Genomic DNA, 20,887 nt, shown 5'->3' on the forward strand with positions numbered 1-20,887 from the left:
CCGAAAATTCATGTTTTTGCGTCTGCGTGTATCCGCCGAGACGCCAGATACACTGCAATACAAAGGGCAGCGGGCGAACGGGCCAAGGCTCGATAGACTGCGCGACAACCCACCTACAGAGGTTTGCGCCAATGGAACATGTCGATCACATTCTCATCGTTGACGATGACCGCGAGATTCGGGAACTGGTAGGCAACTATCTGAAGAAGAATGGTCTGCGCACCACTGTCGTGGCGGATGGGCGGCAGATGCGGGCGTTCCTGGAGACCACGCCGGTGGACCTGATCGTGCTCGACATCATGATGCCGGGCGACGATGGCTTGCTGCTCTGCCGCGAGTTGCGCGCCGGCAAACACAAAGCCACGCCGGTGCTGATGCTCACGGCGCGCAACGACGAAACTGATCGCATCATCGGTCTGGAAATGGGCGCCGACGACTACTTGGTCAAGCCGTTCGCCGCCCGTGAATTGCTCGCACGAATCAACGCCGTGCTGCGCCGCACACGAATGCTGCCGCCCAACCTGGTGGTCACCGAAAGCGGTCGTCTGCTGGCCTTCGGACGCTGGCGCCTGGACACCTCGGCCCGTCACCTGCTCGATACCGACGGCACCATGGTCGCCCTCAGCGGCGCGGAATACCGCTTGCTGCGGGTGTTCCTCGATCACCCGCAACGGGTGCTCAATCGCGATCAGTTGCTGAACCTGACCCAGGGCCGCGACGCCGATCTGTTCGACCGCTCCATCGATTTGCTGGTGAGCCGCCTGCGCCAGCGCTTGCTCGACGATGCCCGCGAACCGGCCTACATCAAGACCGTGCGCAGCGAAGGCTACGTGTTTTCCCTGCCGGTGGAAGTGCTGGGTGCGCCTTCATGAGTCTTTCGATGCACTGGCCGCGCACCCTGGCATCCCGGCTGTCGCTGATCTTCTTGATCTGTCTGATCCTCGCGCAGGCATTGTCCTTCGGCGCGCAGTATTACGAGCGTTACGAAAGCTCGAAAAACACCATGCTTGGCAACCTGGAAACCGACGTTTCTACTTCCATTGCCATCCTCGACCGGTTACCGGCCAATGAGCGTGCAGGCTGGCTGCAACAACTGGAACGGCGCAATTACCGCTATCTGCTTGACGAAGGCTCACCGGGCACGGCCATGCGCGATACACCCATCGCCGTGACCTCGATCAAGGACGCCATCGGCAAGGATTACCCGATGACTGTGACCGACATCCCCGGGCCGCAGAAACACTTCCAGGTGCACCTGAAACTGGCAGATGGCAGCCCGGTGACCATCGACGTGCGCCCGGCAATGGTGCCGTTGTCACCGTGGCTGCCCATCGTGTTGCTGGGCCAACTGGCGCTGATGATCGCCTGCACCTGGCTGGCGGTGCGAATCGCCATCCGTCCCCTCACCCGCCTCGCCCTGGCCGTGGAAACCCTAGACCCCAACACCCACGCGGTGCCCCTCGACGAAAAAGGCCCGACCGAAGTCGCTTATGCCGCCCGGGCGTTCAACGCCATGCAGGCACGGATCGCGGCGTACCTCAAAGAGCGCATGCAACTGCTGGCAGCGATTTCCCACGATCTGCAAACCCCGATCACCCGCATGAAGCTGCGGGCCGAATTCATGGACGATTCCAGCGAGAAAGACAAACTGTGGAATGACCTCGGCGAGATGGAACACTTGGTACGCGAAGGCGTGGCGTATGCCCGCAGCATTCACGGCGCGACTGAAGAGAGCCGGCGCACGGACCTGGATTCGTTTCTCGACAGCCTGGTGTTCGACTATCAGGACATGGGTAAAGACGTACAACTGAGCGGCAAAACCGCCGCGGTGATCGATACCCGGCCCCACGCCCTGCGCCGGGTGTTGGTGAACCTGACGGACAACGCTTTGAAGTTCGCCGGGGCCGCCGAGTTGCAGGTGGAAGCGAAGGCTGATGGCAGTTTGTCGGTGAAGGTCATGGACCGTGGGCCGGGGATTGCCGAAGACGAGTTGAAGCAAGTGATGGAACCGTTTTATCGCGTAGAGAACTCACGCAACCGCAGTACCGGCGGGACAGGTTTGGGGTTGGCTATTGCGCAACAGTTGGCGTTGGCGATTGGCGGGTCGTTGACCTTGAGTAACCGCGAAGGCGGAGGCCTCTGCGCAGAACTCAAGTTGCCAGCAACCCGATAAACGCCGCCGTCTCCCCTGTGGGAGCAGCGGCGCACACCTATCTATCGATCGACGCAGAACACGGCTCCCACAGGCGATTTGCGGTTGGCTTGAGGATTTGTACTCAAGCCACGATGCCGAGCACACCTTCCAAATGCATCTGCCGCAACAACGCCAAGCCGTTATCCATGAACTCCTGGGCCCCGGCAGCGCCCGCCTCCACTGCCAGCCCTTCCAGCTGCGCGCGTCCATCCAGCTCTGGAAATTCCCCAATCCGCTGCAATAACCGCCACGCCAACGGACTCAACGCTGAGAATTTCACGCTCCAGTCTTCAGTGCGTCGAACCAGCAGCAAGGTTGGCTGATCAGGTGCCGCGTCAGGACGATAATCCGGCCCCAACAAATGTACCGGCCAGCCATACGCCAGCGGCCAGGCGAGCGGTGAAACCTGCAAAGGCTGCACCAGCAATAATTCGCTGTCGGTGACCGGCAAAGGCTCGGCCTCGGACTGTTGCAACACCATCTCAACCCACTCGTAATGTGCCAGCTCGACCATAAACGCTGGCCAGGTCCCGTCATTCAAGCCTTGTGGTTGCGAAGCAAGAAACTCGACAAACTCCCTGGCGATCTCACCAAATTTTGGCGTGTGGGCGCGGTAGTCCCGCAGGAAGATCCGCACCAGCGAACGCCAATCCTCATCCCCCAGAATCTTCACCAGCACCGGAAAAGTCCCGCTGAGCAACAACGACAAATTGTTGAACACCAGATCCCGGTAAACCTGCACCCGCGCACCGTCCATCTCCGTCGGCGGCGCGCAATGTTCGGGATCGCGCAGATAACGTGTCAGGGCATTCTGTTGCTGATTCAGCGAAGACTTATCCACGATTCACCTCCGCGCCTTGCAACCGCCGAATCGTCTGCAACTCAGCCACCAACTCCGAAAACGCCGGGAAGTTGAAGTCACGTTCCAACAGCGTCGGCCGCGCGCCGAACCGGGCATAGGCCTCGGCCAGCAATGACCACACCACTGGTTTCACCGAGGCGCCGTGGGTGTCGATTTTCAACGTATCAGACTCATCGAAATGCCCTGCCACGTGCATCGCCACCACACGTCCCTCATCGATACCGGCCAGAAAGGTGTGCGGATCAAAACCGTGATTGATCGAGTTCACATACACATTGTTAACGTCCAGCAACAGGTCGCAATCGGCTTCCCGCAGCACCGCGTTGGTGAAGGTCAGTTCGTCCATGTCTTGCCGGGAGGCGGCGTAATAGGAAACGTTTTCCACCGCCAAACGACGGCCGAGAATGTCCTGGGACCGACGAATCCGCGAGGCGACGTGATGCACCGCTTCTTCGGTAAACGGCAGTGGCAGCAAATCGTACAGATGACCGTCATCGCTGCAGTAACTCAGGTGTTCGCTGTACAGCGGCACCTTGTAGTGATCGAGGAAAACCCGCACCTCTTGCAGAAACCCGACATCCAGCGGCGCCGACCCGCCCAACGACAGGGACAACCCGTGGCAGGACAACGGATAGCGCTCGGCCAGAGTCCGCAACGCCGCGCCATGAGCGCCACCGATGCCGATCCAGTTTTCCGGGGCGACTTCCAGAAAATCAAAGTCACCGGCCGGGGCAGCCTGGAGGTCCTTCAATAAACCGCGACGCAAGCCGAGGCCGACGCTGGCCTTCGTTGATAAATCAGAGGTCTGCATGATGTCGCTCCCATTCTGTGTGGATAAATGAGAGTCGAGTTAATCGAATCGGTGTATCGGACCTGTGTTCGGTTTTTGCAGAAATCGGCAGCGCATGTATCAACCGCCGCACCGTACACACTGCGATACACAACTCCCACCACACAAAACCCTGTAGGAGTGAGGCTTGCCCGCGATGGCGGCGCATCAGTCGACAAAAATGTTGCCTGATATACCGCCATCGCGGGCAAGCCTTGCGCCTACAGGGTTCGGTGTCAGTCAGGCCCCTGTGGCTTTCGTCGCCCCAAACCGCAGTGTGCGGGGGCCGGACTAAACTTAACCCACGCAGGACGGGGTCATCGTCCTGTTCATACCCACGACCACCGCCCAGAGGCGCACGCCTCGATAAACACTGCCTCTGGACCGTGATCCTGCCACAGGAGCACACGTGATGGACGAGGCCAGACTTAACGATTTCATGGGCAAACTGGTAAACGACATGGGCGGCGCGGCGATGCTGGCCAATGTCATTCTCGGTGAAGAACTTGGCCTGTACCGGGCCATGGCTGACAGTCAGCCTGTCACCCCCGAAGCACTCGCCGACAAGACCGGTTGTCACCCTCGCCTGGTGCGCGAATGGCTCAGCGCCCATGCCGCTTCCGGTTACATGGAGCATCAGGACGGCCAGTTCCGCCTGCCCGAAGAACAAGCCCTGGCATTGGCGATCGAAGACTCGCCGGTGTATGTGGCCGGTGGTGTCGGGGTGGTCGCGTCGTTTTTTCATGACAAGGACAAACTGGTCAAGGCCTTCCGCGGCGACGGCGCCCTGCCCTGGGGCGAGCACCATCCGTGCATGTTCAGCGGCACGGAACGGTTCTTCCGCCCCGGCTACAAGGCGCACTTGGTCGCCGAATGGTTGCCGGCGCTGGAAGGCGTGGTCGCCAAACTCGAGGCTGGGGCCAAGGTCGCGGACATCGGCTGCGGTCATGGCGCCTCCACGGTGATCATGGCCCAGGCATTCCCGGATTCGCGGTTCGTCGGCTTCGACTACCACGCACCTTCCGTCACCGTGGCCACCCAACGCGCCGAAGCCGGTGGCGTGGCCGGTCGTGCGCGGTTCTTTCAGGGCACGGCGAAAAGTTACCCGGGCACCGACTATGACCTGGTCTGCTACTTCGACTGCCTGCACGACATGGGCGACCCGGTGGGCGCGGCACGGCACGCTTACGACTCGCTGAAACCGGACGGTTCGGTGCTGCTGGTGGAGCCTTACGCCAACGACTCCCTCGACGACAACATCACCCCGGTGGGACGGCTGTTCTATGCGGCCTCGACGTTTATCTGCACGCCGAACTCGCTGTCCCAGGAAGTCGGCCTCGGGCTCGGCGCCCAGGCCGGCGAGGCGCGGTTGCGCAAGGTGTTTACTGAGGCTGGGTTCAAGCACTTCCGCCGGGCGACGGAAACGCCGTTCAACCTGATTCTTGAAGCCCGTAAATAAGCACCTGAAACGAGGTGAACACAGCCTTTGTAGCAGCTGGCGAAGCCTGCGTTCGGCTGCGCAGCAGTCGTGAAATCAGCTGACGCGGTTTATCAGAAAGACCGCAAACTCAGGTTTTACGACTGCTGCGCAGTCGAACGCAGGCTTCGCCAGCTGCTACAAGTGGCGTTATCTGCGAGAGCCGCGTTGTGATCGGCAAATGCTACCCTGCAAACACTCAAGGTCTCCCGGAGTGTTGAACATGCTCGACCGCCCCATTCGCGAACAACTCGACCGTCTTCAGCAGTTAATGGCTGACCAGCCGTTCGCGGTGCTGACCGGCGCGGGTATCAGCACGCCGTCGGGCATTCCGGACTACCGCGACAACCAGGGCGTACGCCGGGGCCGGCAACCGATGATGTACCAGGAGTTCCTCGCCGCCCCCGAATCGCGGCGCCGTTACTGGGCGCGGGCGATGCTCGGTTGGCCGCGCGTACGCCTGGCCAGTCCGAACGCGGCCCATGAGGCGCTGGCCAGTTTGCAGAGTTCACAGCAGATCGGCGGGCTGATCACCCAGAACGTCGATACCTTGCACGACCAGGCCGGCAGCCATGACGTGATCGAACTCCACGGTAGCCTGCACCGGGTGCTGTGCCTGGACTGCGGCCAGCGCAGCGAGCGCGATGCGATTCAGCAACTGATGGAAGCGCAGAACCCGTACCTGGCCGGCGTCGATGCGGTGCAAGCGCCGGATGGCGACACCCTGCTCGACCCGGCGTTTGAAGCGCGCTTCCAAGTACCACACTGCCCCCACTGCGGTGAGCAACGGATGAAACCGGACGTGGTGTTTTTCGGCGAGAACGTCGCGCAGGCGACAGCGGCCAAGGCCATGGCGGCGGTTGAGAAAGCGGCGGGATTGCTGGTGGTAGGCTCATCGTTGATGGCGTATTCGGCGTTTCGGCTCTGCCGGGCGGTGGTGGATCAGGGCAAACCGTTGATTGCGATCAATCTGGGCAAGACGCGGGCGGATGAGATTCTGGATATGAAGATTGAGGCGTCCTGCGAACAACTTCTGCCTCTGCTGACACAGCGCCTCTCCCAATAAAAATTGCTGACCCCCCTGTGGGAGCGGGCTTGCTCGCGAAGGCGGTGTGTCAGTCGATATTGATATTGGCTGACGCACCGCCTTCGCGAGCAAGCCCGCTCCCACAGGGGGGTTGTGTTCACTCGATGGACAGCCGCTGGCCTAGATCGGCCTCCTTGAAAATATCAAACAACGCCTGCGCCGCCGCCGACAGTTCATGGCCCGGTTTGGTCAGTACACCGATCGCCCGCTCTACCACCGGGTCGCGCAAGATAATGCAGTGCGCTCCCAGCTCCTGCATTTGCCGTACGCACAAGGCCGGCACCGCGCTCACGCCCAACCCGCTGGCGACCATCCGCCCGACGGTCGCCAGTTGATGGCTTTCAAACTCCACGGGCAGTTTCATACCGCGAGCCTGCAAGTGTTCTTCGAGCATCACCCGTACCGTGGACGGTCGCTGCAAGGTAATAAACGGTTCCTTCAATAAGGTTTGCCAGTCGATATCGTCCAGTGTCGCCAGCGGTGAATCATGGGGCACCACCGCGACAAACCGGTCGATGTACAACGGCGTAAACTCCAGCGACGTGCTGTGGGCCGGCTCGAACGACACGCCGAGTTCAACTTGGCGGTCGCGGACCATTTCCAGTACCTGCTCGTTGATCACGTCGTTCACCGTGACGTTGACCTTTGGGTAACGCGCGCGGAAAGTCTTGAGGATCGGCGGCAGCAGGTTGCCGGCAAACGATGGCATTGCCGCCACCGTCACGCGCCCGCGCTGCAAGGTGAAGCGCTGGCGCAGTTCGTCTTCGGCATTATCCCAATCGGCAATCAGCCGACGGGCCAGCGGCACCAGGGATTCGCCTTCCGGGGTCAGCGCCACATTGCGCGTGTTGCGGCTGAACAGGCGCCCGCCGAGGCCTTCTTCGAGGGCCTTGATGGTCAGGCTCAACGCCGATTGCGACAGGTGCAACCGCTCGCAGGCCACGGCGAAACTCAGGCTCTGGGCCACGGCCAGGAAGGCGCGGATCTGCTTGACGGTCATGGCGAATGGCTCCTGTAATTGGCGTATGTGCTATCTGTAGGAGCAAGGCTTGCCCGCGAAGGCGTCCTTGAAATCGCCATCGCGAGCAAGCTTTGCTCCTACAGAACGATGGGTGAGCCCTTTAGTTCGCCTTCGCGAGCAGGCCCGTTCCCACAAGACTGATTGGTGAGTTTTATCTATCAATCAACCTTAAAAATCAACTTAACAAATGAATACACCGGCGCGACACTCACTTCCACTACGGCTAGCCAGCCGCCCATAAAGAATAAAAGAGGTGCATATGGCAGGTTTCGACAAGCGTGTGAGTTCCTACGAGGAAGCCCTTGCAGGTCTTGAAGACGGCATGACTGTGATCGCCGGTGGCTTCGGCCTGTGCGGGATCCCGGAAAACCTCATCGCCGAGATCAAGCGCAAAGGCACCCGCGACCTCACGGTGGTTTCCAACAATTGCGGCGTCGACGGTTTCGGTCTCGGCGTGCTGCTGGTAGACCGGCAGATCCGCAAGGTCGTTGCTTCCTACGTCGGCGAGAACAAACTGTTCGAAGACCAACTGCTGAAAGGCGAAATCGAAGTCGTTTTGACCCCTCAAGGCACCCTCGCCGAAAAAATGCGCGCGGGCGGCGCTGGCATCCCGGCCTTCTTCACCGCCACCGGCGTCGGCACCCCAGTTGCCGAAGGCAAGGAAGTGCGTGAATTTCACGGTCGCAAGTACCTGATGGAAGAATCCATCACCGGCGACTTCGCCATCGTCAAAGGCTGGAAAGCCGACCATTTCGGTAACGTCATCTATCGCCACACCGCCCAGAACTTCAACCCGCTGGCCGCCACCGCGGGCAAGATCACCGTGGTCGAAGTTGAAGAAATCGTCGAGCCCGGCGAGCTGGACCCGGCGCAGATCCACACCCCTGGCATCTACGTCGATCGGGTCATTTGCGGCACGTTCGAGAAGCGCATCGAACAGCGCACCGTGCGTAAGTGATCCCCTGCCCCCGGACCGAATGAAGGAATAACAACAATGGCACTTTCCCGCGAACAAATGGCTCAACGCGTCGCCCGCGAAATGCAGGACGGCTTTTACGTGAACCTGGGCATCGGCATTCCGACCCTGGTCGCCAACTACATTCCCGAAGGCATGGAAGTCATGCTGCAGTCGGAAAACGGCCTGCTGGGCATGGGTCCTTTTCCTACTGAAGAAACCATCGATGCCGATATGATCAACGCCGGCAAGCAAACCGTGACCGCGCGTATCGGCGCGTCGATCTTTTCCTCGGCCGAGTCCTTCGCGATGATTCGCGGCGGGCACGTCGACCTGACCGTGCTGGGCGCCTTCGAAGTCGACGTTGAAGGCAACATCGCTTCGTGGATGATCCCTGGCAAGCTGGTCAAGGGCATGGGCGGTGCCATGGACCTGGTGGCCGGCGCAGACAACATCATCGTGATCATGACCCACGCGTCCAAGGACGGTGAGTCCAAGCTCTTGTCCAAATGCAGCCTGCCGCTGACCGGCGCCGGGTGCATCAAGCGTGTGCTGACTGACCTGGCCTACCTCGAAATCGAAAACGGTGCGTTCATTCTCAAGGAACGCGCGCCGGGTGTCAGTGTTGAAGAGATTGTCGCCAAGACCGCCGGTAAACTGATCGTGCCGGATCACGTTCCGGAAATGCAATTCGCTGCCCAGTGAGGAATCATTCCATGCAAGACGTCGTTATTGTTGCCGCCACCCGTACCGCCATCGGCAGTTTCCAGGGTGCGTTGGCCGGTGTGTCCGCTGTTGACCTGGGCGCGGCGGTGATCCGTCAGTTGCTGGCGCAAACCGGGCTCGACCCGGCGCAAGTCGATGAAGTGATCATGGGCCAGGTGCTCACCGCCGGTGCCGGGCAAAACCCTGCGCGCCAGTCGGCGATCAAGGCAGGCCTGCCGTTCAGCGTGCCGGCGATGACTTTGAACAAGGTCTGCGGTTCGGGCTTGAAAGCCCTGCACCTGGCGACCCAGGCGATTCGCTGCGGCGATGCCGACGTGATCATTGCCGGCGGCCAGGAAAACATGAGCCTGTCCAACTACGTGATGCCGGGCGCGCGCACCGGTCTGCGCATGGGTCACGCGCAAATCGTCGACACCATGATCAGCGACGGCCTGTGGGATGCGTTCAACGACTACCACATGGGCATTACCGCCGAGAACCTGGCGGACAAGTACAGCCTGACCCGCGAGCAACAGGACGCCTTCGCCGCGGCCTCCCAGCAAAAAGCCTCCGCCGCCATCGAAGCCGGGCGTTTTGTCGATGAGATCACGCCGATCCTGATCCCGCAGCGCAAGGGCGATCCGCTGTCCTTCGCCACCGACGAACAGCCACGGGCCGGCACCACCGCCGAAGCCCTGGGCAAACTGAAACCAGCCTTCAAGAAGGACGGTTCGGTGACCGCCGGTAACGCCTCGTCCCTGAACGACGGTGCTGCCGCCGTGATCCTGATGAGCGCGGAAAAAGCCAAGGCCCTGGGCCTGCCGGTCCTGGCGAAAATCGCCGCTTACGCCAACGCGGGTGTCGACCCGGCGATCATGGGCATCGGCCCGGTATCGGCGACTCGCCGCTGCCTGAGCAAGGCCGGCTGGTCCATCGATCAACTTGACCTGATCGAAGCCAACGAAGCGTTCGCCGCGCAATCTTTGGCAGTTGCCAAGGACCTGGAATGGGACCTGAACAAGGTCAACGTCAACGGTGGCGCCATCGCCCTGGGCCACCCGATCGGTGCGTCGGGTTGCCGGGTGCTGGTGACGCTGCTGCATGAAATGATCAAGCGTGACGCCAAAAAAGGCCTCGCCACCCTGTGCATCGGTGGTGGTCAAGGCGTCGCACTGGCGATCGAACGGGCGTAAAGCGTTCAACCTGTGGCGAGGGGGCTTGCCCCCGCTGGAGTGCGCAGCGCTCCCAAAAATCTTCGACAACAGCTGAGATTTTTGGGGCTGCTACGCAACCCAACGGGGGCAAGCCCCCTCGCCACAACACCGGGTTACACATCCCTAAAACTGTAAATCCGCTCCTACGATGGAATTACCGTTGTGTCCCGTTAGCCAAATTTCACCAGATTCAGAATCGGCAGCGGCCCACCCGGGAACTGCGCCAACCGCGCTCCGACACTCAGTTCTCCAAGATCAATCCCGCAAAAACCCAACCGCTCGATCAACTCCGCCACTTGCCCTTTCGCTTCGGCATCATCGCCCGAGAAAAACAGCACCCGCTTGCCCCCTTCCGCCGCCGGATCGCTCTCCAGCAAGCGCGCCGCCAGGTGATTGAACGCCTTCACCACTCGCGCCCCCGGCACCCATTCGGCGAACACTTCGCTGGACGTACGGCCCTGCAAATCCACTGCCTTGAACGCTGGCGCTTCGATCGAGTTGTTGGCATCGATAACGATCCGCCCGCCAAAGTCCGGCAGACCCGCCAGTGCCGTCGGCAGTTTCGACCAGTTGACCGCGACCAACACGATGTCTTGCGCGGCCGCTTCTTCACGGCTGCCGGCACGGGCGGTTGGCCCGAGTTCTTCCGCCAGCGACGCCAGGGTTTGCGGACCGCGGCTGTTGGCGATGACCGATTCAATCCCTTTCCGGGACAGGGCCCGGGCAAAAGCTGAGCCGATGGCGCCAGCGCCGATGATTCCGATAGTACTCATGGTTATTCACTCCGATACAGGTTGTCGTTGGAGTGAATACTGCACTTGCCATTAGCGCTTGATTAGCCGGTAATGACTTGAATTATCTTCAAGCATCACTTGCAGGTGCTCACTATGGAAACCCTCGCCAACCTCGAATCCTTTGTGCGCAGCGCCGAAACCGGCAGCTTTTCCGCTGCCGCGCGTTTGCTGGCGCTGACACCGGCTGCGGTCAGTCGCAATGTGGCGATGCTGGAACGCAACCTCAGTGTGCGGCTGTTCCAGCGCTCGACCCGCAAGCTGTCGCTGACCGAAGCCGGGGACCGTTTTCTGGCGAGCATCGGCGGCAATCTGGAGGCGTTGCAGGCGGCGATCAGTGCCGTGAGCAGTGATCGTGGTGAGCCGGCGGGCGTGCTCAAGGTCAGCCTGGCGCCGACCTTTGGCATCGGCCATGTGTTGCCACTGCTGCCGAAATTTCTGGCGCGTTATCCGTTGATTCGGCCGGAGTGGCATTTCGAAAATCGTCAGGTCGACTTGATTGCCGAAGGCTATGACGCGGCCATCGGTGGTGGTTTTGAACTGACACCCGGAGTCATCTCGCGGAGGTTGGCGGCGGCGGATATCGTCGCCGTGGCGTCACCGGCTTACCTGGCCGGACGCACCCTGCCCGTCACTCCGGCGGACTTACTTGGTCACACCGGCATTGTGATGCGCGGCATCCGCACCGGGCGGATTCGTCAGTGGGTAATGCGCGATGGTGCAGACCAGGAAGCGAGCGCGGTCCTGAATGAGAACATCGTGCTCAACGACCCGGCCGCGATGCGCGAAGCTGCGCTTTTGGGTCTGGGAGTGACGTTGCTGGTGCTGCCTGACGTGGTCACGCAAATCCAGCGCGGCGAGCTGGTGCGTCTGCTGCCGGACTGGCATGCCGATGCAGGGCCGATCTCGCTGTACTACCCGAGCCGCACGTTGATGCCGGCCAAGACCCGGGTGTTTATTGATTTTGTGATGCAGGCGTTTGGCGGGTGACCGCGTTATCGTTCTTCGCGAGCAAACCCGCTCCCACAGTGGGCCTGCAGTGAACTCAATATCTGGATACAACCCAATTCCCCTGTGGGAGCGGGCTTGCTCGCGAAGAGGCCAGCCCAGCCAACACACCTCCAGGGCTCAAACCACCAGTTGCAAAATCAGCCACGCATTCGCCGAACTGATCACCCCGAACAACCCCCACGCCAACACCCGCGTCGGCAGCCGGTTCACAAACGGCCCCATGAGTTTTTGATCGTTGGTCATGCTGATCAACGGGTACAGCGCAAACGGCAACTGCAAGCTCAACACCACCTGACTCATCACCAGCAACTTGCCAATCGCGTTATCGCCCATCAGCCACACGCCGATGAACGCCGGGATCAGCGCCAGTCCGCGTGTAATCAATCGCCGTTGATAGCAGGGAATCCGCAAGTTCAGGTAACCCTCCATGATCACCTGGCCGGCGATGGTGCCGGTGAAGGTCGAACTCTGCCCCGAGGCCAGCAGCGCGACGCCGAACAGCACACTGGCCAAGGCCCCGCCCACCAGCGGGTCGAGCAGGTGATAGGCGTCCTGGATGTCCACCACATCGCCGTGCCCGGTGGCGTGGAATGCGGCGGCCGCCAGAATCAGGATCGCCGCGTTGACCAGCAACGCCAGGGCCAGGGAGCCAATGGTGTCGATGCGCGCCAGTTTGACCGCGTCCTGTTTGCTCGCCAGGTCCTTGCCGATCATCCGGGTCTGCACGATCGAGGTGTGCAAATACAGGTTATGCGGCATCACCGTGGCCCCGAGAATACCGATGGCGATGTACAACGGCGCTGCATCGCCAATGGCCGACAGCGACGGGGTAAAGCCACGTGCGACGTCCGGCCAGTAGGGTTTGATCAGCAGCAACTCGACGAAGAAACACACGCCGATGGTGCCGACCAACACCAGCATGATCGCTTCCAGTCGGCGGAAGCCACGGTTCTGCAAGGCCAGCACCAGCAGCGTGTCGAACGCGGTCAAGGCGATGCCGAAGGTCAGCGAACAGCCCAGCAGCAAATGGAACGCCAAAGCGCAGCCGAGCACTTCGGCAAGATCGGTGGCGATAATCGAGATTTCCGCCAGCACCCATTGGGTTCGTGCGGTCCGGGTGCTGTAGCGCTCCCGGGACAATTGCGCCAGGTCACGGCCAGTGGCGATGCCCAACCGCGAGCACAAACACTGCACCACCATCCCCGCCAAGCTCGCCAGCAGCACCACGAACAACAAGCTATAGCCAAACCGCGAACCGGCCTCAATGGCCGTCGCCCAGTTGCCCGGGTCCATGTAGCCGATCGACACCAGCAAACCGGGGCCGGCAAAACGCAGCAGACGCTTGAAGAACGTCGCACCGGGGTCAACGGTAACACTGCCGGCCACTTCCGGCGGGCAAAACGGCGCAGTGGCGACTTTGGGCAAAAAGCTGAATTTCACGCAAACATCCGTCGACAGAAGCAAAGGCGCAGCTTAGACGTTTCGAGCGTCCCCAGGCTACACACCAACCCCTGTAGGAGCTGCCGAAGGCTGCGATCTTTTGATTTTGCTTTTTAGATCAAGATCAAAAGATCGCAGCCTTCGGCAGTTCCTACGGGGGGCCAGATCACGGGGATGAGCCCAATAATTGCTGGCGCAACTCGGGATTACGGGTTCGCGGATCGAGCCAGATATCGAAAAACGCCCGGGCGAATTGCGGGTCCTTCACTTCGTGTTGCAGTTGCTGGCCGACAAAAAACCGCGCGCCCTGCCCCGGCAAATACACACCAGTGATGCGCGTGCCAGCCTGGACATCGACGAACGACTGTTGCATCTGTGCCTGCCACCCGGCCAATTGCCCGGCGCTGACCGAGGCGCCGGACAGGCGCTTGATTTCATCGACGCTGGCCTGCACTAGATCCTCCCGGGAAATGCTGCGCTGGTAGATCAGTTCCAGAGCAAACGGCTGGTCTGACGCCAGCGGCCGCGCCGCACTCCAGAGCCGGGCGTTGTAGACATCGAAGCCGAACACCTTGAATTCACCGGCACCGATGATCTGCGCCCCGGGCACTGTCTCCTGCCAACTGGCCAGCGCTTGTGAGCCGAGCAAGGCCAGCAGCCAGAGACTGTATCGAAGACGTGATCTGTTCATGGCCGCTCGATTTGCGCTGAAATCCTCCCTAAAACTTATACGCAAAACAACGACGCGTACAATTTTTGCAGACAAGCGTTTTTGTATACAAAATCCGAAAACCTCTAGAGCAATCCCCCATCCACAATGCTAACGTTGCCGCCTCACACAGGTCGGAGGTGCGTGCGTGCTGATGCTCAAACTGCTGGTGATTCCCGGGTTTCTGCTGCTGATTTCCTTGGCGGGCAAGCGCTGGGGGCCGAGTGTGGCCGGGTGGCTGTCGGGGTTGCCGGTGGTGGTCGGGCCGATTCTGTTTTTCCTCGCCATTGAGCAAGGCCAGGTGTTTGCCGCACAAGCGGCGACCGCCGCGTTGTCTGCGATGTTCGCAATGATTGCCTTCTGCGTGACCTATGCCCAAGTGGCGCAACGCGCTGGTTGGCCGTGGGCGCTGGCGATTTCTTTGTTGGTGTGGGCCACCACGGCCGTGGTGTTGTCGCTGATCCCGCCGTCCCTGACGTTCTCGGTTATCGCCGCCGCCACCGCCCTGCTGGCCGCGCCTTATCTGTTTCCTTCAATCCAGCCGATTATTTCAGGCCCGAAACCCAAGTCCGACAAACTGCTGCTGCGCATGGCGGCCGGTGCGCTGCTGACGTTGGCCGTAACATTGCTGGCCAGCACCGTGGGCGAACGCTGGAGCGGCCTGCTCGCGGTGTTTCCGGTGTTGGGCAGCGTGATGGCAGTGTTCTCCCAGCAAACTCGTGGACCCGCCTTCACCGCCGCGTTGTTGCGCGCCACCGCCACCGGCATGTATTCGTTCGCGGCGTTCTGCCTGGTGCTGGCGCTGACCTTGCCCAGCCTCGGGCTGCCGGCGTTTGCCCTTGGCGTAGCGGTGTCCGTGGGCATGCTCGGGGTGACCCGGCGTTTGCTGGCGAAAACTGCACCAACAACTCGTTCGATCACTTCGAACGAGTAGGCCAACAACCTCGTACGTCAATCGAACAGGTTTCGCTCACCATCAGCCTCAGTTCAAACCCACTGACTGAGGCCTTCCCCATGAAATTCTTTTTCCATCCTTCGCCGAACCCGATGAAAGTCGCCCTGTTGCTTGAAGAACTGCAAACGTCTTACGAGTTGATCGGCGTCGATACCTTCAAAGGCGAGCAACACTTGCCAGCGTTCCTGGCGATCAACCCGAACGCCAAGGTCCCGGCCCTGGTGGACGGCGATGCCACGGTGTTCGACTCCCAGGCGATCCTGCTGCACCTGGCGCAAAAACATCAGCGTTTCCTGCCGACCTCCGTGGCCGGTCAGGCTGAGTTGCTGTCCTGGCTGATGTTCATCGCCACCGGCCTGTCGCCGTTTTCCGGCCAAGCCGTGCACTTCCTGCACCACGCACCGGAAGACCTGGCCTACGCGAAAAACCGTTACTTGAAAGAAGTTGAACGCCACTACCGCGTGCTCGACCAGCGCCTGGCCGAGCATCACTACCTGGCCGGCGACACCTACAGCATCGCCGACATGGCCCTCTGGGGCTGGGCCAACTACGCGCCGTACATCCTCGGCGAGAACGGCCTGGCGGCGTACCCGAACGTCAAACGCCTGTTCGACGAAATCAGTGCACGCCCGGCGGCCCAGCGCGCCCAGGGCTTGAAGGAGAAACTGGTGCTCAAGGCGGAATTTGACGAAGAAACCCGCCGCAGCCTGTTTCCGCAGAATCAAGGCTGATCAGACACACCACAATCCCCTGTGGAAGCGGGCTTGCTCGCGAAGAGGGTGTGTCAGTCGACATTAATATTGCCTGACACACCGCTTTCGCGAGCAAGCCCGCTCCCACAGGTTTTGCATTTCATCAGGCCCATCGCCGAAACCGGGCTGGATGCCATTCGACCTCCATGGGATGATCGCCCCCTAGCGCGATTATCCCCGGAGAGTTTCAATGTCATTGTTCAGTAAAAAAGCCGTTGTCCTGTTGCTGACGGCGGTTGCCAGCCTGGGGGCGTTGAATGCTTACGCCGCCAAAGCCAAGACCAGCGATGCCGCGCAGATCAAAGTCTCGATGCTCAGCGGCAAGTTCACCTTCACCTTGCCCAAGGGCTTCGTCGCCAACCCGCTGCCGCCAGGTGCGACCGGCGCAACGGGCACCATGTACGCCAATGAGACCACCAAAACCGTGGTGATCGCCGCGGAAAACAACCTGGCTCCGGGCGTCACCGTCAAAGACAACGACGGCGAATTCCTCGACAGCACGGCGGCCGACTTCGACGTGGCAGAACACAAGAATCTGCCGGACTTCACCAAGCTCAGCGAAAAAAGCCTGACGATGAAAGGCACCGGTCTGGGTGTGCGCCAGGTCGACAGCACCGCCACCCAGGGCGGCGGCAAGACCCTCAACACCACGCTGATGGCCGGCTCCGGCAACCGAATGGCGGTGATTCAGATCATCTCTCGCCCAGCCGACAAGGCTGGCCACGACACGCTAGTCAAACAGATCACCGGCAAGTAACAGCTCAGGGATTGAGGCGCTGAAGCCAGGCGCTCAAATCCTGAATCTCGGCGGCGCTGATGCTGTGGCCCAGGCCTTCGTAGGTATGAAACTCAGGCTTGAGTGAGAGTTTCTGCAACAGGCTGTTGGCCGCCGTGCCATCGACCACAGGCAAGCGTTTGTCTTCGGTGCCATGACCGATGAAAATCGCCAGTTGCTGGCGTTTTTCATCCGGTTTCAGTTCGGCTTTAAGCACCGGCAGAATCCGCCCGCTCAACGCGGCAATCCCGCCCACTGCTTCAGGATGACGCAACGCCACCTCGTAGGTCATGATCGCACCCTGGCTGAACCCCACCAGGAACACCTTGCTGGCGTCGGTGCGATATTTTTTCGCCGCCTGGGCGATGAAATCCAGCAATACCTTGCCGCTGGTCTTCAGATCATCGGTTTCACCGTTGTAGGCGCCTTCGCCTTTCTTGCGAAACCACTGGTAACTGTCCGCATCCAGCGCCACCGGTGCCTGCACCGACAGGTAGTTGTACTGCGCCGGCAATTCGTCCTTGATCCCGAACAGGTCACGCTCGTTACTGCCGTAGCCGTGGAGGAAAATCACCAGCGGCTGGTTGTGCGAATCAGGGTTGGCCTGCTCCAGGTACTTGAGCGGCAGATCGGTGTGCAGCGGGGTTTGAGCGTGGACCGTGGCAGACGCCAGGAGCATGAACAGCGCGAAAAACTTCAGCATAAACCTTCCTTCACAGGGGGGCAGGATTCGGGGGATACCCTAACACCCCGCAGATTTTTGGTGTGACGGATGCCGCCTTCGCGGGCAAGCCTCGCTCCTACAAGTTACATATTTGCCGCGAAATACAAATCCCGTAGGAGCGAGGCTTGCCCGCGAAGAGGCCCCGACAGGCAACGAAGATGCTGGATCAGTCGTTGGTCAACTTCCCAACCCGAAACGGCACCCGCCCCGCCACTTTCGCCTGCCACGTGCCCGGCTGGGTATAGCGCCCGCGATCAATCGCAAACAACACGCCGCTGGTCCCCGCCCGCACGGTCGTCACCCGGTCATTCAACGGATCGACCACTTCAAACAGCGCATCGCCCTGCTCCACCCACTCACCCGCCTCGCGCAGAAAACTGACCACGCCGTGGTGCGGGGCGAACAGGTATTCGGTGCCGGCGAACGGCATGCCTTCACAACACTCGCTCGGCGCTGCCGGCCAGGTGCCGCTGATAAAACCCTGTTCAGCGAGAAAGCCCAGAATTGCCTCGCAATTGGCCTGGGCCTGATCGACCCGGGTGTCGCCCATGCTGCCCAGCTCCACGGTCGTTGCAAGGTTCGCCGGCGGAATCACCGCCTCCGGGAAGGCCCGCGCCAGACGCAGCCACGGCGTCGAACAGGATTCGTCAAACGAGCTGCCGCCGGAGTCTTCACAGAGCAATGCCACACCCGCTTTTAAACGTGCCGCCAGGGACTGCCATTGCGGCCAGTGTTGCGGCAAGGCATACACATGAATCGCCGCGTCGAAGTCACAATGCAAATCCAGGGTGACGTCGGCGTCGCAGGCGTGGCGCAGCAGTAAGCGGTGCATGGCTTCCAGTTGCGAAGCCGGGGCCGGCAGACCGTCGAGCACCTGGCCCATGGTCTGGCGAATCAGCGCGATATTGGCTTCGGCATCGTCACCCAACTGGCCACCGATCAACGCAGCCACCGGCTCACTCAGCTCGACGAACGCGCGGTTGAAATTCTTGCCGCTGCCCAGTTCGAAACGGCCCATGTGCGCGCCTTGCAGGTGCTGATCGAGGCCGATCGGGTTGGCCACCGGCACCAGTTCGATGACGCCTTGCAACTGGCCTTGGGTTTCGAGTTCGGCCAGGCGCTTTTTCAGTTCCCATGCGGTGCGCATGCCCGGCAATTCGTCGGCGTGCAGACTGGCCTGGATGTACACCTTGCGAGTGCCCGCGCCATAACGAAACACACTGAGGGTGCGTTCGGTGCCGAGGTGGCTCCAGGGCAGTGGGTGGTCGATGCGTTGCATGAGAACTCCGATAGTCGGAACAATGAGATCTCCCTGTGGGAGCGGGCTTGCTCGCGAAAGCGGTGTGTCAGGCGATATCAATGCCGACTGACACGGCCTCTTCGCGAGCAAGCCCGCTCCCACAGGGATCTGGCGTTCAAAAAGGATGGCATAAAAAAAATGGCCACCGCGTTAACGGTAGCCACTTTTTTATCCGGCTGGATTACTCGCCGCCATACACATCAAAGTTGAAGTATTTGTCTTGCACTTGCTTGTACTTGCCGTTGGCGCGGATCTCGGTGATGGCGGTGCTGAATTGGTCCGCCAGCTCCTTGTCACCCTTGCGCACAGCGATACCGGCGCCGCCGCCGAAGTACTTGGCGTCTTCGTAGGTCGGGCCGACGAAGGCGAAACCTTTACCGGCGTCGGTTTTCAGGAAACCGTCGTCCAGGTTGACCGAGTCGGCCAGCATCGCGTCGAGGCGGCCGGAGACCATGTCCAGGTTGGCTTCCTGCTGAGAACCGTAACGCACCAGGATAATCCCGGCCGGTTGCAGCACTTCAGTAGCGAAGCGGTCGTGGGTACTGGCGCGCAGTACACCGACTTTCTTGCCCTTGAGTTCGGTCAGCGGGTCTTTGACGTCGGTGCCTTGCTTCATCACGAAGCGCGCCGGGGTGTGGTAGTACTTGATGGTGAAGTCGACGTTTTTCTTGCGGTCGTCAGTGATGGTCATGGACGACAGGATCGCGTCGATTTTCTTCACTTTCAGGGCCGGGATCAGGCCGTCGAACTCTTGCTCGACCCACACGCACTTCACTTTCATCTGCTCGCACAGCGCGTCGCCGATATCCACGTCGAAACCGGTGAGTTTGCCGTCAGGGGTTTTCATCGAGAATGGCGGGTAACCGGCTTCGATACCGATGCGGATCGGCTTGGCGTCTTCGGCCACAGCGGTCAGGGACAACATCGACAGTGCCAGGGCACCGAACATCACTAGCTTCTTCATTTATAACTCCTGTGTGCGGAGGCTTTTATTGGCAGCTTTCGATTGGCAGTTTCGGCAGGCACTCCTTGTTGGAGAACCCCGAAGTGGCCGGCAGTCTAGAGCGGCTACAGGAGGGCAAATTGCGTTTAAGCGACAAATACTTATAAAAAAGTGGCCCACCGATTAGCTTGTTCAAACCCGTGCGCCAGAGCGGTGCAAAGACTGTAGGACAAGACCTGGTTTCAGATAAAACCTACGGGATTCGGGTGTTGATCCGACTGAAGAGTCGCAATGCAAACAGCCGCCGAGCGTCACTGGCGACGGAGGATGTTTTGCGGCACATTGAGTGCCACTCGCCACCCGCAAGAGAACCCCGATGCCCAAGCTGAACCTGATCCAGCACCACCCCGCCGAAGGTCCCGGTGCGATTGCCCAATGGGCGAAGCTGCGAGGGGTCACGCTGAAGATCTTTCGCGCCGATCTCGGGCAGTTGCCGCCGGTGAGTTCGGCACCCGTGATTCTGCTGGGCGGGCCTTACGAATCCAACGCAGGGCCTGAGTGGCTGGAAGATGAACGCCAATGGCTGGCGGCCAGCCTGGAGCAAGGGGCGGCGGTGTTCGCCATTTGCCTGGGGGCACAGTTACTGGCCTTGAGCCTGGGCGGGAATATACGGCGCATGGCCCGCATGGAAACAGGCTGGACTCGCGTGAGCTTTGCGGATGGTCAAGTGTTGAACGTGTTGGAGTGGCATGAAGACGCGATCGATTTGCCGCCCGGCGCGCAGTTGCTGGCCAGCAGTGAGGCGTGTGAGCAGCAGATGTATCGGGTGGGGCCGACGCGGGTCGGGTTGCAGTTTCACCCGGAGTGGGATGCGCAATCGGTGGTTTTGCTGAATGAGCATTTTGCTGATGAGTCGCCGCTGCCGTGGGGGCAGGATGATGGTGTCGAGCATGCTGCAGTGTTTGAGTGGCTGCGGGGGACGTTGGATCAATGGTGGGTAGTTACATTGAACTGACGGTGAAACGCTTTTGTGGCGAGGGGGCTTGCCCCCGTTGGAGTGCGCAGCGCTCCCAAAAACTCTCGACAACGGCCGGGATTTTTGGGGCTGCTGCGCAACCCAACGGGGGCAAGCCCCCTCGCCAC

Annotated in this window: 21 protein-coding genes; 12 read left to right on the forward strand and 9 right to left on the reverse strand. The window is 60.7% G+C overall.

Going from position 1 to position 20,887, the window contains the following annotated elements:
- Positions 1 to 131: 131 nt before the first annotated feature.
- Together ACWIKB_RS29615 and ACWIKB_RS29620 are read left to right on the forward strand one after the other, a co-directional pair.
- On the forward strand, positions 132 to 872 hold the full coding sequence (locus tag ACWIKB_RS29615; RefSeq protein WP_475271059.1) for a response regulator: 741 nt from the start codon (positions 132 to 134) through the stop codon (positions 870 to 872).
- Positions 869 to 2,173 (forward strand): ATP-binding protein, encoded by a 1,305-nt coding sequence (locus ACWIKB_RS29620; RefSeq protein WP_475271060.1) that lies wholly within the window; start codon positions 869 to 871, stop codon positions 2,171 to 2,173. Before ACWIKB_RS29615 ends, ACWIKB_RS29620 begins: the two co-directional genes overlap by 4 nt.
- A 103-nt stretch (positions 2,174 to 2,276) precedes the next feature.
- On the opposite strand, the gene ACWIKB_RS29625 is transcribed toward ACWIKB_RS29620, so the two are convergent.
- Both ACWIKB_RS29625 and ACWIKB_RS29630 read right to left on the reverse strand, forming a co-directional pair.
- Positions 2,277 to 3,035, reverse strand: a complete 759-nt coding sequence (locus tag ACWIKB_RS29625; protein WP_475271061.1) for an HvfC family RiPP maturation protein — start codon at positions 3,033 to 3,035, stop codon at positions 2,277 to 2,279.
- Positions 3,028 to 3,867: an HvfB family MNIO-type RiPP peptide maturase gene (locus ACWIKB_RS29630; protein WP_475271062.1), complete on the reverse strand. Its 840-nt coding sequence runs from the start codon at positions 3,865 to 3,867 to the stop codon at positions 3,028 to 3,030. Before ACWIKB_RS29630 ends, ACWIKB_RS29625 begins: the two co-directional genes overlap by 8 nt.
- A gap of 430 nt (positions 3,868 to 4,297) precedes the next feature.
- On the opposite strand from ACWIKB_RS29630, the gene ACWIKB_RS29635 reads away from it, so the two are divergent.
- A complete protein-coding gene (locus tag ACWIKB_RS29635) occupies positions 4,298 to 5,344 on the forward strand; it encodes a class I SAM-dependent methyltransferase (RefSeq protein WP_475271063.1) in 1,047 nt (348 codons plus the stop codon).
- 241 nt (positions 5,345 to 5,585) lie between these two features.
- Positions 5,586 to 6,428: an NAD-dependent protein deacetylase gene (locus ACWIKB_RS29640; protein ID WP_475271064.1), complete on the forward strand. Its 843-nt coding sequence runs from the start codon at positions 5,586 to 5,588 to the stop codon at positions 6,426 to 6,428.
- A 118-nt stretch (positions 6,429 to 6,546) separates the two neighbouring features.
- Here the strand turns inward: ACWIKB_RS29640 and ACWIKB_RS29645 are convergent, their stop codons facing one another.
- A complete protein-coding gene (locus ACWIKB_RS29645) occupies positions 6,547 to 7,449 on the reverse strand; it encodes a LysR substrate-binding domain-containing protein (RefSeq protein WP_475271065.1) in 903 nt (300 codons plus the stop codon).
- Positions 7,450 to 7,729: 280 nt separating this feature from the next.
- Between ACWIKB_RS29645 and ACWIKB_RS29650 the strand changes: the two genes are divergently transcribed.
- From ACWIKB_RS29650 to ACWIKB_RS29660, 3 genes are read left to right on the forward strand one after another with little or no spacing between them, the layout of a single operon-like run.
- Positions 7,730 to 8,428, forward strand: coding sequence for a CoA transferase subunit A (locus ACWIKB_RS29650; RefSeq protein WP_054051106.1), 699 nt, complete (start codon positions 7,730 to 7,732; stop codon positions 8,426 to 8,428).
- A 36-nt stretch (positions 8,429 to 8,464) separates the two neighbouring features.
- Entirely contained in the window at positions 8,465 to 9,130 is a 666-nt protein-coding gene (locus ACWIKB_RS29655) for a CoA transferase subunit B (protein WP_054051104.1), read from the forward strand.
- A gap of 11 nt (positions 9,131 to 9,141) precedes the next feature.
- The gene (locus ACWIKB_RS29660; protein WP_475271066.1) at positions 9,142 to 10,323 is read left to right on the forward strand and encodes an acetyl-CoA C-acetyltransferase; all 1,182 of its coding nucleotides are present in this window, start codon (positions 9,142 to 9,144) and stop codon (positions 10,321 to 10,323) included.
- Between the two features lie 191 nt (positions 10,324 to 10,514).
- On the opposite strand, the gene ACWIKB_RS29665 is transcribed toward ACWIKB_RS29660, so the two are convergent.
- Positions 10,515 to 11,117 (reverse strand): NADPH-dependent F420 reductase, encoded by a 603-nt coding sequence (locus ACWIKB_RS29665; protein WP_475271067.1) that lies wholly within the window; start codon positions 11,115 to 11,117, stop codon positions 10,515 to 10,517.
- 114 nt (positions 11,118 to 11,231) lie between these two features.
- Here ACWIKB_RS29665 and ACWIKB_RS29670 point away from each other — a divergent pair, with 114 nt between their 5' ends.
- Entirely contained in the window at positions 11,232 to 12,125 is an 894-nt protein-coding gene (locus ACWIKB_RS29670; protein ID WP_475271068.1) for a LysR substrate-binding domain-containing protein, read from the forward strand.
- A gap of 138 nt (positions 12,126 to 12,263) precedes the next feature.
- On the opposite strand, the gene ACWIKB_RS29675 is transcribed toward ACWIKB_RS29670, so the two are convergent.
- Together ACWIKB_RS29675 and ACWIKB_RS29680 are read right to left on the reverse strand one after the other, a co-directional pair.
- Positions 12,264 to 13,586 (reverse strand): Nramp family divalent metal transporter, encoded by a 1,323-nt coding sequence (locus ACWIKB_RS29675; protein WP_475271069.1) that lies wholly within the window; start codon positions 13,584 to 13,586, stop codon positions 12,264 to 12,266.
- Positions 13,587 to 13,752: 166 nt separating this feature from the next.
- On the reverse strand, positions 13,753 to 14,277 hold the full coding sequence (locus tag ACWIKB_RS29680; protein ID WP_475271070.1) for a chalcone isomerase family protein: 525 nt from the start codon (positions 14,275 to 14,277) through the stop codon (positions 13,753 to 13,755).
- Between the two features lie 166 nt (positions 14,278 to 14,443).
- Here ACWIKB_RS29680 and ACWIKB_RS29685 point away from each other — a divergent pair, with 166 nt between their 5' ends.
- The 3 genes from ACWIKB_RS29685 (at position 14,444) to ACWIKB_RS29695 (ending at position 16,759) form a co-directional block, all read left to right on the forward strand.
- Complete coding sequence (locus tag ACWIKB_RS29685; protein WP_475271071.1) at positions 14,444 to 15,229, forward strand: hypothetical protein; 786 nt, start codon at positions 14,444 to 14,446, stop codon at positions 15,227 to 15,229.
- 80 nt (positions 15,230 to 15,309) lie between these two features.
- On the forward strand, positions 15,310 to 15,981 hold the full coding sequence (locus tag ACWIKB_RS29690; RefSeq protein ID WP_475271072.1) for a glutathione S-transferase family protein: 672 nt from the start codon (positions 15,310 to 15,312) through the stop codon (positions 15,979 to 15,981).
- 211 nt (positions 15,982 to 16,192) lie between these two features.
- Complete coding sequence (locus ACWIKB_RS29695; protein ID WP_475271073.1) at positions 16,193 to 16,759, forward strand: DcrB/PsbP domain-containing protein; 567 nt, start codon at positions 16,193 to 16,195, stop codon at positions 16,757 to 16,759.
- Positions 16,760 to 16,763: 4 nt separating this feature from the next.
- Here ACWIKB_RS29695 and ACWIKB_RS29700 read toward each other — a convergent pair whose 3' ends face one another.
- The 3 genes from ACWIKB_RS29700 to ACWIKB_RS29710 all read right to left on the reverse strand — a co-directional run bounded on the left by ACWIKB_RS29700 (position 16,764) and on the right by ACWIKB_RS29710 (position 19,765).
- Positions 16,764 to 17,480 (reverse strand): alpha/beta hydrolase, encoded by a 717-nt coding sequence (locus ACWIKB_RS29700; protein WP_475271074.1) that lies wholly within the window; start codon positions 17,478 to 17,480, stop codon positions 16,764 to 16,766.
- A 187-nt stretch (positions 17,481 to 17,667) separates the two neighbouring features.
- Positions 17,668 to 18,780, reverse strand: a complete 1,113-nt coding sequence (locus ACWIKB_RS29705) for a M14 family metallopeptidase (RefSeq protein WP_475271075.1) — start codon at positions 18,778 to 18,780, stop codon at positions 17,668 to 17,670.
- A 202-nt stretch (positions 18,781 to 18,982) separates the two neighbouring features.
- Positions 18,983 to 19,765: an ABC transporter substrate-binding protein gene (locus ACWIKB_RS29710; RefSeq protein WP_475271076.1), complete on the reverse strand. Its 783-nt coding sequence runs from the start codon at positions 19,763 to 19,765 to the stop codon at positions 18,983 to 18,985.
- Between the two features lie 355 nt (positions 19,766 to 20,120).
- Between ACWIKB_RS29710 and ACWIKB_RS29715 the strand changes: the two genes are divergently transcribed.
- Complete coding sequence (locus ACWIKB_RS29715; protein WP_475271077.1) at positions 20,121 to 20,759, forward strand: type 1 glutamine amidotransferase; 639 nt, start codon at positions 20,121 to 20,123, stop codon at positions 20,757 to 20,759.
- Positions 20,760 to 20,887 lie beyond the last annotated feature (128 nt).

Source organism: Pseudomonas sp. 5Vm1k (assembly GCF_056161485.1).

Excerpts from the sequence above, each read along its gene's own strand:
- ACWIKB_RS29655 (WP_054051104.1), top strand. The coding sequence starts at position 8,465 with ATGGCACTTTCCCGCGAACAAATGGCTCAACGCGTCGCCCGCGAAATG.
- ACWIKB_RS29715 (WP_475271077.1), top strand. The coding sequence starts at position 20,121 with ATGCCCAAGCTGAACCTGATCCAGCACCACCCCGCCGAAGGTCCCGGT.
- ACWIKB_RS29690 (WP_475271072.1), top strand. The coding sequence starts at position 15,310 with ATGAAATTCTTTTTCCATCCTTCGCCGAACCCGATGAAAGTCGCCCTG.
- ACWIKB_RS29630 (WP_475271062.1), bottom strand. The coding sequence starts at position 3,867 with ATGCAGACCTCTGATTTATCAACGAAGGCCAGCGTCGGCCTCGGCTTG.
- ACWIKB_RS29650 (WP_054051106.1), top strand. The coding sequence starts at position 7,730 with ATGGCAGGTTTCGACAAGCGTGTGAGTTCCTACGAGGAAGCCCTTGCA.
- ACWIKB_RS29660 (WP_475271066.1), top strand. The coding sequence starts at position 9,142 with ATGCAAGACGTCGTTATTGTTGCCGCCACCCGTACCGCCATCGGCAGT.
- ACWIKB_RS29665 (WP_475271067.1), bottom strand. The coding sequence starts at position 11,117 with ATGAGTACTATCGGAATCATCGGCGCTGGCGCCATCGGCTCAGCTTTT.
- ACWIKB_RS29700 (WP_475271074.1), bottom strand. The coding sequence starts at position 17,480 with ATGCTGAAGTTTTTCGCGCTGTTCATGCTCCTGGCGTCTGCCACGGTC.
- ACWIKB_RS29635 (WP_475271063.1), top strand. The coding sequence starts at position 4,298 with ATGGACGAGGCCAGACTTAACGATTTCATGGGCAAACTGGTAAACGAC.
- ACWIKB_RS29705 (WP_475271075.1), bottom strand. The coding sequence starts at position 18,780 with ATGCAACGCATCGACCACCCACTGCCCTGGAGCCACCTCGGCACCGAA.
- ACWIKB_RS29710 (WP_475271076.1), bottom strand. The coding sequence starts at position 19,765 with ATGAAGAAGCTAGTGATGTTCGGTGCCCTGGCACTGTCGATGTTGTCC.
- ACWIKB_RS29695 (WP_475271073.1), top strand. The coding sequence starts at position 16,193 with ATGTCATTGTTCAGTAAAAAAGCCGTTGTCCTGTTGCTGACGGCGGTT.
- ACWIKB_RS29645 (WP_475271065.1), bottom strand. The coding sequence starts at position 7,449 with ATGACCGTCAAGCAGATCCGCGCCTTCCTGGCCGTGGCCCAGAGCCTG.
- ACWIKB_RS29615 (WP_475271059.1), top strand. The coding sequence starts at position 132 with ATGGAACATGTCGATCACATTCTCATCGTTGACGATGACCGCGAGATT.
- ACWIKB_RS29620 (WP_475271060.1), top strand. The coding sequence starts at position 869 with ATGAGTCTTTCGATGCACTGGCCGCGCACCCTGGCATCCCGGCTGTCG.
- ACWIKB_RS29640 (WP_475271064.1), top strand. The coding sequence starts at position 5,586 with ATGCTCGACCGCCCCATTCGCGAACAACTCGACCGTCTTCAGCAGTTA.
- ACWIKB_RS29680 (WP_475271070.1), bottom strand. The coding sequence starts at position 14,277 with ATGAACAGATCACGTCTTCGATACAGTCTCTGGCTGCTGGCCTTGCTC.
- ACWIKB_RS29670 (WP_475271068.1), top strand. The coding sequence starts at position 11,232 with ATGGAAACCCTCGCCAACCTCGAATCCTTTGTGCGCAGCGCCGAAACC.